The sequence below is a fragment of the Verrucosispora sp. SN26_14.1 genome (assembly GCF_004307965.1).
Taxonomy (GTDB): Bacteria; Actinomycetota; Actinomycetes; order Mycobacteriales; family Micromonosporaceae; genus Micromonospora.
Genome location: NZ_SISL01000290.1, coordinates 1 through 7,688, shown reverse-complemented (window position 1 = coordinate 7,688; position 7,688 = coordinate 1). Strand labels below are relative to the sequence as shown.

Genomic DNA, 7,688 nt, shown 5'->3' with positions numbered 1-7,688 from the left:
CCGACGCCCCGCCCCCGGCCGACGTGGCGGCGCTGACCGGCCGCTGGTGGTGGATGGGCACCGCCCTCGACGTCACCTGGGACCACACCACCGGCGACCTGGTGGGCACCCTGCGCGGCGACCGGGTCAGCCGCTACCGCCCGGACGGCCCGGACCGCTGGCGCGGGCACAGCGGCGCGGAGATCGGGGAGATCCTGCGCGTCCACCGCGATCCCGCCGGCCACCCGGCCGCGCTGGACATCGCCACGTTCCTGTTCACCCGCACGCCCGACGACGTCCCGTGACGGGGGCGGGCCGGCTCACTCGGTGACGAAGTCGATCAGGCGTTCCATGGCGTTGATCAGGGGGGTCTCCACGTCGGCGAAGGTGTCCACCCGGGACAGGATGTGCCGCCACATGTCGGCCGGCTCGGCGACGCCGAGCGCGGCGCAGACACCCTCCTTCCACGGGCGTCCCGGCGGCACCACCGGCCACGCCGCGATGCCCAGCGCCGACGGCTTCACCGCCTGCCACACGTCGACGTAGGGATGCCCGGTGACCAGCACGTGCGGGGAGTTCACCCGGGCCACGATCCGGCTCTCCTTGGAGCCGGGCACCAGGTGGTCGACGAGGACACCGAGCCGACGGTCGGGTCCGGGACCGAACTCCCGTACCCGGTCGTCGAGCGCGTCGACGCCCTCCAGCGGCTCCACCACCACGCCCTCGATCCGCAGGTCGTCGCCCCAGATCCGCTCCACCAACGCGGCGTCGTGGACGCCCTCGACCCAGATCCGGCTGGCGCGGGCGACCCGGGCGCGAACCCCGTCCACCGCCACCGAGCCGGACGCGGTACGCCGACGCGCGGCCGGCACCGGGGCGCGGGTCGGTCGACGCAGGGTCACCGGACGACCGTCGAGCAGGAACGCGGCCGGCAGCAACGGGAAGTTGCGCCGTTTGCCGTGCCGGTCCTCCAGCACGACCGCGCCGGAGTCGAAGCCGACCACCGCGCCGCAGAAGCCCGAGTCGGCGTCCTCGACCACCAGATCCGGCTCGGCGTCGACCTCCGGGGTCACCTTCCGCCGCCGCCAGTCCCCCGCCAACACGTCGTCGCCATACCGCCGCCCCATCCGATCACGCTAACCGCCGGTCCGGCCCGCGCCGCCACCGACTCGCCGCCGCGCCGTCCGGGCCACAGGGTGCGATGCATTGCAAAAGCCGCGTGTGGCAACAAATCACGCGGTGAGGTCGCGTGATCGGCGCGCCGAGGAGGTGGGCGCGCGGCAGCCGAGACAGGGGTGGGCGTCAGCACGTACTCTTTCGGCATGTCCACCCCCGCTGCGGGTGCGGCCATCCTCGCGCCGCGCCGGTCGAGCCGGTTCGTTGCCTGGGTGCGCGCCTGGCGCGCCGGGCTCGTGCCCTTCGACGAAGTCGCCGACGAGGTCGCCGGTGACGAGGAGCACCACGTCGCCGACGCGCCCGGCACCTGGACGGACGTGCCGCTACGGCAGGCCCTGCCCACCCTGGCCAAGCTCTCGCCGGACGAGATCCGGCTGGTGCTGCCGGCCCCGGGCGACCCACGCGGGCTGCCCGGCCCCGGCGACTTCGCCGGTGCCGCGCTCGTCGTCGGCGAGGCGGTGATCGCCGGTACGCTCGGCCTGATCCCCGAGGTACGCGTGCACACGTCCGGCTCCGGCGACACCTTCGAGACGGTGCTCTGGCGGGTCTACCCGCTGCCGCCCAACGCCGCGGCGGCGTCGCTCACCCTCCCCGGCGCGGCCGAGGCCGAGGCGGAACTGGCCGCCGCGCTGGCGGACACCACCGCCGCGCTCACCCGACTCGACGTGGCCCAGTGGCGCCCCGAACTGGCCGGCGCCCTGGAGGCACTGCGCCGCCCCGACGGCACCACCGACCTGCCGCCCGGATTCGACCCACGCTCCCGCCGGCTGTTCGCCCGCGCCGCCGTGCTCGACCGGGTGCTCGCACTGGCCGGACACGCGGCACCGGGCGGCGCGGTCAACAACTACGAGGCCCAGCAGCGCGACGCCGCGCTGCGCCCGCTCACCACCGCCTGCCGGCAGGCCCTGGTAGCCGCCTGCAACGCTCCCCTGCGGCCCTGAGACCGACCCGCCGGCTCAGATCTCGTCGATCAGGTCGGCCACCGAGTCGACGATCCGGGACGGCCGGTACGGGTAGCGTTCCGCCTCGGTGCGGGTACTGATCCCGGTCAGCACCAGGATCGTCTCCAGCCCGGCCTCCAGGCCGCAGAGGATGTCGGTGTCCATCCGGTCGCCGATCATCGCGGTGCTCTCCGAATGCGCGTCGATCGTGTTCAACGCCGAGCGCATCATCATCGGGTTCGGCTTGCCCACGAAGTACGGCTCCACCCCGGTCGCCTTCGAGATCATCGCGGCCACCGACCCGGCCGCCGGCAGCGCGCCCTCCACCGACGGGCCGGTGGCATCGGGGTTGGTGCAGATGAACCGCGCGCCGTCGTCGATCAACCGGATCGCCTTGGTGATCGCCTCGAAGCTGTAGGTACGGGTCTCCCCCAGCACCACGTAGTCGGGCGCGAAGTCGCTGAGCACGTAGCCCACCGCGTGCAGGGCGGTGGTCAGCCCGGCCTCCCCGATCACGTACGCGGTGCCGCCCGGCCGCTGGTCGGCCAGAAACTGGGCGGTGGCCAGGGCGGACGACCAGATCGCCTGCTCCGGCACGTCCAGCCCCATCCGGGCGAGCCGGGCCTGGAGATCGCGCGGGGTGTAGATCGAGTTGTTGGTCAGCACCAGGAACGGCTTTCCGGAGGCACGCAGCCGGTTGACGAACTCCGGCGCGCCCGGCACGGGCTGCCCCTCGTGCACCAGGACACCGTCCATGTCGGTGAGCCAGCTCTGCACGGGCTTACGGTCATGCATGATCGTCATCATCCCTGGGGTGTCGGGCCGTCGGTGCGGTCAGGACGGACGGCGCGGCGGGACGCAGCAGACCGTGGGGCAGGTGTCCCACATCGGCAGCTCGCCGAGGCGACGGCGCATCTGCGCGCCGTCCGGGTCGATCCGCTCCCGGACCAGTTCCCGCACCATGGTCACGTAGCGCGGGTCGACGCCGGGGGTGGCGGCCCGGACGAAGTCCAGGCCGAGCTGCTTGGCGGTGTCCAACGCCTCGGTGTCCAGGTCCCACACCACCTCCAGGTGGTCCGAGACGAACCCGATCGGGCTGACCACCACGCCGGTCACACCCTGCTCGGCGATGGCGGTCAGGTGGTCGTTGACGTCCGGCTCCAGCCACGGCACGTGCGGCGGGCCGGAGCGGCTCTGCCAGACCAGGTCGTAGGGCAGGTCCGGGGCGGCTGCGGCGTGCACCAGCCGCGCCGTCTCGGCGAGCTGGGCGGTGTACCGGCCGCCGTGCGGACCGGCGCTGTCGGCCGCCGAGGTCGGCACCGAGTGGGCCGTGAAGACCAGCCGGGTGCTGTCCCGACGCGCCGGGTCGAGCCGGGTCAGGGCCTCGCGTACCGCGTCGACGTGCGGCTCGACGAAACCGGGATGGTCCCAGAACTGGCGCAGCTTCTCGATCACCGGCGCGTCGGCACCGACCGCCGCCCGGGCGGCGGTGACGTCCTCCTGGTACTGCCGGCAGGAGGAGTACCCGCCGTAGGCGCTGGTGACGAACGCCAGCGCCCGCCGTACGCCGTCGTCGCGCATCTGCGCCACGGTGTCGGCGAGCATCGGGTGCCAGTTCCGGTTGCCCCAGTAGACCGGCAGGTCGAGATCGTGGGCGGCGAAGTCCGCGCGGATCGCCGCGAGCAGGTCCCGACACTGCTGGTTGATCGGCGAGACCCCACCGAAGTGCTGGTAGTGCTCGGCCACCTCGGCCAGCCGTTCCGGCGGCACGCCCCGGCCCCGGGTCACGTTCTGGAGGAAGGGCAGCACGTCGTCCGGCCCCTCCGGGCCACCGAAGGAGAGCAGGACCACCGCGTCGTACGCCATGGACCCATTCTTGCCGGTGGCCGGCGGCGACCCGGCAACGCCCCCGGGTCGCCGGCGGTAACGCCGCCGGGTCCCGGACGTTAGGAAGGGTCCCCTGCTATACCGCAGGCGTTAGCAGGGGACCCTTCCTTACATGCCTTACATGCCTAGGCGCCGATGGCGTGATAGCCGCCGTCGACGTGCACGATCTCGCCCGTGGTGGCCGGGAACCAGTCGGACAGCAACGCCAGACAGGCGCGCGCGGCCGGTTCCTGGTCGGCCAGGTTCCAGCCCAGCGGGGCCCGCTCGGACCAGGCGTCCTCGAACTGCTCGAAGCCGGGGATCGACTTGGCGGCCATGGTGCGCAGCGGCCCGGCGGCGACCAGGTTGCTGCGGATGCCCTGCTTGCCCAGGTGCAGGGCGAGGTAGCGGGAGGCGGACTCCAGCCCGGCCTTGGCCACGCCCATCCAGTCGTAGACCGGCCACGCCTGGGTCGCGTCGAAGGTCAGGCCGACCACCGCGCCGCCCGGCGACATCAGCGGCAGCGCCGCCGTCGCGAGCGACTTGTACGAGTACGTGGAGACGTGCAGCGCGGTCGCCACGTCCTCCCAGGAGGCGTCGAGGAAGCCGCCGCCGAGGCAGCTCTGCGGGGCGAACCCGATCGAGTGCACCACCCCGTCGAGCCCGTCGACGTGCTCCCGGACCTTGTCGGCCAGCCCGGCCAGGTGCGCGGGGTCGGTCACGTCCAGCTCGATGACGGGCGCCGGCTCCGGCAGCCGCTTGGCGATCCGCTGCACCAGCGAGAGCCGGCCGTACCCGGTCAGCACGACCTGCGCGCCGTTCTCCTGGGCGAGCTTCGCCACCGAGAAGGCGATGGAGGCGTCGGTGATGACGCCGGTGACGAGCAGCCGCTTACCGGCCAGCAGTCCGGACATTACTCATTCCTCCGTGCTCAGGGTCAGTGGCCCATGCCGAGGCCGCCGTCGACCGGGACGACCGCGCCGGAGACGTACCCGGCGCCGTCGCCGGCCAGCCAGGTGACCACCGCGGCGACCTCGTCCGGCGCGGCCATCCGACCGGCCGGGATCGACTTGAGGATCTCCGCCTTGCGGTCCGCGCTCAGTCCCGCGGTCATGTCGGTCTCGATGAAGCCGGGCGCGACGACGTTGGCGGTGATGTTCCGGGTGCCCAACTCCCGGGTGATCGAGCGGGCCACCCCGACCAGGCCGGCCTTGCTGGCCGCGTAGTTGACCTGCCCGGCGCCGCCGGAGAGGCCGACCACCGAGGAGACGAAGATCATGCGCCCCCACTTGGCCCGCAGCATCTTCCCCGAGGCGCGCTTGGCGCAGCGGTACGCACCGGTCAGGTTGGTGTCCAGCACCCGGGTGAACTGCTCCTCGGACATCCGCAGCAGCAGCGTGTCGTCGGTGATTCCGGCGTTGGCGACCAGCACCTCCACCGGCCCCAACTCCGCCTCGACCGCGCTGAACGCGGCGTCGACCGACTCGGCGTCGGTGATGTCGCACCGCACACCGAACAGCCCCTCCGGCGCCCCGCTGCCCCGGTGGGTGATCGCCACCCGGTCGCCCTGCTTGGCGAACGCCTGGGCGATGGCCAGACCGATTCCGCGGTTGCCGCCGGTAACCAGCACAGTTCGAGACACGGTGGGTCCTCTCCGGAAGATCGCTGCGGGTTGGAGACTAGGCGCTACCGCACGGTAATCACTAACCCGCCCCGCCCGACACCGGCACCATCCGCGCCGATCGGAGCCGGGCCGCCGGTGCGGTCGGCCGAGTGGGCCGGTACGCCACCACGGGTGTACGATCATCGCGTTTGCGGGCCGCCCGGCGGCACCGCTCGTCCGGACCCCGACCGCAGGAGGTGATCGCTGTGCGAGATAGCGATCCTCCCAGTCGTGGCCGGGCCGACCGCCAGTCACGCTGAGCACCGCTCCGCCTGATCTGGCCCCGCTCCCCACGCACCCCCTGCGCCACCGCCCGGCCCACCCGCCGGGGCGACGGAACGCGCGGGTGCGACCGGAAGCCGTTCGGTCACGACTTCGTGTGCGCCTCCTCGATCCACCCCCACGCGGTCCACCCCGCCCGGACCGCCGTCGCCACCCGGAGCGTTCCATGAGCCGTTACGTCGCCCCGCTGGGCTTCACCCTCGCCGCCGTCTGGGTGGCCGTGCTCTTCGTGCTGGCCAGCAGCACCCACTGACCACGCGCCCCCACCGCACGACCACGCCGGTCAGAGCATCCGGGACCGGCCGCGCCGGTCAGAGCATCCGGGACGACCAGAGCAGGCTGAACGCCCCGGCGCAGAGCGCCAGCAACAGGGCGATGCCGGCGTACCACTGGGTGATCTCCCGCGCCTCGGTCCGGAAACCGATCGAGCTGCCCATGTCCTGGTACACCTGCTTGAGCTCGGTGACCGTGGCCGCCTCGTAGAAGTAGCCCTCGGTCGTCTCGGCCAACTCGGCCAACGCCATCCGGTCCACCGGCACCCGCTGCAACTGCCCACCGATGTCCACGTGCCCGGTGTCGGTGCCGAAGGCGATGGTGGAGACCGGTACGTTCGCCGCCTGCGCCGCCGCAGCCGCCTCCTCCACCGACCGACCGGCCGTGCGGAAGCCGTCGGAGAGCAGCACGATCCGGGCCGGCGGGATACCCGCCGCACCGTCGGCCGGCACCGAGCGGATCGCCTCCAGGCAGGTGAAGACCGCCTCACCGGTCGCGGTCGCCTCGGCCAGCACCAGCCCGTCGATGGCACTGGTCACGGCCGGGCGGTCCTTCGTCGGCGGCACCAGCACGTTGGCCGACTTCGCGAACGACACCAGCCCGACGTTGTAGCTCTCGGGCAGTTCCCCGACGAACTGCTTGGCCGCCTCCTGCGCGGCCTCCAGCCGGCTGGGCGCCACGTCGTCCGCCTGCATCGACAGCGACACGTCGATGGCCAGCATGATCGTGGCCCGCTCCAGCGGCTCCCGGGTGTCCATCGCCGGACGGGCCAGCGCACCGGCCAGCACCAGCAGGGCCAGCAGGAACGCGGTCGCGGGTACGTGCCGACGCCAGCCCAACCCCTTCGGCGCCACGGTCCGCAGCAGGTCGACGTTGGTGAACCGCATCGCGTACTCGCGACGGCGGAACTGCCGCCACACGTACAACGCGGCGAGGGCCAGCACCGGCAGCACCGCCAGCAGCCACCACGGTTGGAGCAGTCGGATCATCGTGTCGTCCCCCGGGTGCGGGCGTGCCGCTGGGCGGCCACGAAACGCACCATGTCCAGCAGCCAGTCTCGGTCCGTACGAAGTCGCAGGTGCGCGGCGCCGGCCGCGCGCATCGCGGCGGAGATCTCCGCCCGCTGGGCGGCGGCGGCCGCCGCGTAGCGGTGCCGCAGGCTCGGGTCGGCGGTCTGCACCTCGTGCAGTTCCCCGGTCTCCGGGTCCACCACCGGCAACACCCCCACGTCCGGCAGTTCCAGCTCACGCGGGTCGACCACCTCGATCGCCAGCACGTCGTGGCGTACCCGCAGCTTGCGCAGCGGCCGGGCCCACTGGGCCGGCGGGGCGAGGAAGTCGGAGACGACCACCGCGACACCGCGTCGCCGCGGCGGGCGGTTGAGCATGTCGATCAACGCACCGAGATCGCCCCGGCCCGGCTGGATCGGGGTGCCGGCGATGGCGCGCAGCATGCCCTGTGCCTCCTTGCGCCCGGACCGGGCGCAAGGAGGCACCTGTCTCTTATCC

Annotated in this window: 8 protein-coding genes and 2 pseudogenes; 3 read left to right on the top strand and 7 right to left on the bottom strand. The window is 72.9% G+C overall.

The annotated features are described in order from the left end of the window. Positions 1-284, top strand: a pseudogene (locus EYA84_RS32605) (serine hydrolase); the annotation flags it as partial. Positions 285-299: 15 nt separating this feature from the next. Here EYA84_RS32605 and EYA84_RS21965 read toward each other — a convergent pair. Then, complete coding sequence (locus EYA84_RS21965) at positions 300-1,106, bottom strand: DUF3097 domain-containing protein (protein WP_131054933.1); 807 nt, start codon at positions 1,104-1,106, stop codon at positions 300-302. Positions 1,107-1,301: 195 nt separating this feature from the next. On the opposite strand from EYA84_RS21965, the gene EYA84_RS21960 reads away from it, so the two are divergent. After that, on the top strand, positions 1,302-2,096 hold the full coding sequence (locus tag EYA84_RS21960) for a hypothetical protein (RefSeq protein ID WP_131054932.1): 795 nt from the start codon (positions 1,302-1,304) through the stop codon (positions 2,094-2,096). 15 nt (positions 2,097-2,111) lie between these two features. Here the strand turns inward: EYA84_RS21960 and EYA84_RS21955 are convergent, their stop codons facing one another. The 4 genes from EYA84_RS21955 to fabG form a co-directional block, all read right to left on the bottom strand. Further along, positions 2,112-2,891, bottom strand: a complete 780-nt coding sequence (locus EYA84_RS21955) for an HAD-IIA family hydrolase (RefSeq protein ID WP_131054931.1) — start codon at positions 2,889-2,891, stop codon at positions 2,112-2,114. A gap of 39 nt (positions 2,892-2,930) precedes the next feature. Further along, complete coding sequence (locus EYA84_RS21950) at positions 2,931-3,962, bottom strand: ferrochelatase (RefSeq protein WP_131054930.1); 1,032 nt, start codon at positions 3,960-3,962, stop codon at positions 2,931-2,933. A gap of 146 nt (positions 3,963-4,108) precedes the next feature. Next, positions 4,109-4,876, bottom strand: a complete 768-nt coding sequence (gene fabI / locus EYA84_RS21945; protein WP_131054929.1) for an enoyl-ACP reductase FabI — start codon at positions 4,874-4,876, stop codon at positions 4,109-4,111. A gap of 23 nt (positions 4,877-4,899) precedes the next feature. Further along, positions 4,900-5,604 (bottom strand): 3-oxoacyl-ACP reductase FabG, encoded by a 705-nt coding sequence (fabG, locus tag EYA84_RS21940; protein ID WP_131054928.1) that lies wholly within the window; start codon positions 5,602-5,604, stop codon positions 4,900-4,902. Positions 5,605-6,004: 400 nt separating this feature from the next. On the opposite strand from fabG, the gene EYA84_RS32600 reads away from it, so the two are divergent. Then, positions 6,005-6,160, top strand: coding sequence for a hypothetical protein (locus EYA84_RS32600; protein WP_161595013.1), 156 nt, complete (start codon positions 6,005-6,007; stop codon positions 6,158-6,160). Positions 6,161-6,218: 58 nt separating this feature from the next. Here EYA84_RS32600 and EYA84_RS21935 read toward each other — a convergent pair whose 3' ends face one another. Continuing rightward, positions 6,219-7,169 (bottom strand): VWA domain-containing protein, encoded by a 951-nt coding sequence (locus EYA84_RS21935; protein WP_131054927.1) that lies wholly within the window; start codon positions 7,167-7,169, stop codon positions 6,219-6,221. Next, positions 7,166-7,688: pseudogene (locus tag EYA84_RS21930) on the bottom strand (erythromycin resistance leader peptide); the annotation flags it as partial. The pseudogene EYA84_RS21930 and the gene EYA84_RS21935, both read right to left, overlap by 4 nt.